This window comes from Burkholderia sp. BCC1993, from assembly GCF_905339865.1.
In the GTDB taxonomy this organism is placed as follows: Bacteria; Pseudomonadota; Gammaproteobacteria; order Burkholderiales; family Burkholderiaceae; genus Burkholderia.
On sequence record NZ_CAJPGZ010000049.1, the window covers coordinates 1 to 1,512 of the forward strand.

At 64.0% G+C, this 1,512-nt stretch carries 1 protein-coding gene; it reads right to left on the reverse strand.

Going from position 1 to position 1,512, the window contains the following annotated elements:
- Nucleotides 1-1,512, reverse strand: a 1,512-nt coding sequence (locus tag U4Y91_RS36490) for an Ig-like domain-containing protein (protein WP_321809113.1), incomplete at both ends; no start/stop codon positions are given.

Consider the following 1,512-nt stretch of genomic DNA (forward strand, 5'->3'; position numbering starts at 1 on the left):
TCGAATATTCGACGGTGGCGCCGGTCTCGACACCGGTGAGGTTCAGTGTGCCGACGTTGGTGACGTGGTCGGACGCACTGCTGCCAGAATCGGTGGTCAGGGCCACGCCCGGTGCGGCAGCCGACGTATCGAGCGTAAAGCTGAACGACGTCGCCGACGACGTATTGCCGGCGATGTCGGTCTGCCGGACCTGCACGTCGTTCAGGCCTTCGACGGCGCTGAAACTGGTGCTCCACGTATGACCGCCGTCGGTCGAGTATTCGACGGTGGCGCCGGTTTCGACACCGGTGAGGCTCAACGTGCCGACGTTGGTGATGTGGTCGGAGGCACTGCTGCCGGAATCGGTGGTCAGGGCGACACCGGGGGCAGCCGCCGAGGTATCAAGCGTGAAGCTGAACGAGGTCGCCGACGACGTATTGCCCGCGATGTCGGTCTGCCGGACCTGCACGTCGTTCACACCTTCGGTGGCATTGAAATTGGTGTTCCAGGTGTGACCGCCATCGATCGAGTATTCGACGGTCGCACCGGTTTCAACACCGGTGAGGTTCAACGTGCCGATGTTGGTGACGTGATCGGACGCGCTGCTGCCCGAATCGGTGGTCAGGGCCACGCCCGGTGCGGCCGCCGACGTGTCGAGCGTGAAGCTGAACGAGGTCGCCGCCGACGTATTGCCGGCGACGTCGATCTGCCGGACCTGCACGTTGTTCAGGCCTTCGGTCGCATTGAAACTGGTGTTCCAGGTGTGACCGCCGTCGGTCGAGTATTCGACGGTCGCGCCGGTCTCGACACCGGTGAGGTTCAGCGTGCCGACGTTGGTGATGTGATCAACAGTGCTGCTGCCGGAATCGGTGGTCAGGGCGACACCGGGGGCAGCCGCCGAGGTATCAAGCGTGAAGCTGAACGACGTCGCCGACGACGTATTGCCCGCGATGTCGGTCTGCCGGACCTGCACGTCGTTCAGGCCTTCGACCGCGCTGAAGCTGGTGCTCCAGGTATGACCGCCGTCGGTCGAATATTCGACGGTCGCGCCGGTCTCGACACCGGTGAGGTTCAGTGTGCCGACGTTGGTGATGTGATCGGAGGTACTGCTGCCCGAATCGCTGGTCAGGGCGACACCGGGGGCGGCAGCCGAGGTGTCGAGCGTAAAGCTGAACGACGTCGCCGACGACGTATTGCCGGCGATGTCGGTCTGCCGGACCTGCACGTCGTTCAGGCCTTCGACGGCGCTGAAATTGGTATTCCAGGTATGACCGCCGTCGATCGAGTATTCGACAGTGGCGCCGGTTTCGACACCGGTGAGGTTCAGCGTGCCGACATTGGTGACGTGATCGGACGCGCTGCTGCCCGAATCGGTGGCGAGCGCCACGCCCGGTGCGGCGGCCGACGTATCGAGCGTGAAACTGAACGACGTCGCCGTCGACGTATTGCCGGCGATGTCGGTCTGCCGGACCTGCACGTCGTTCACGCCTTCGACCGCATTGAAGCTGGTGCTCCAGGTATGGCCGCCATCGA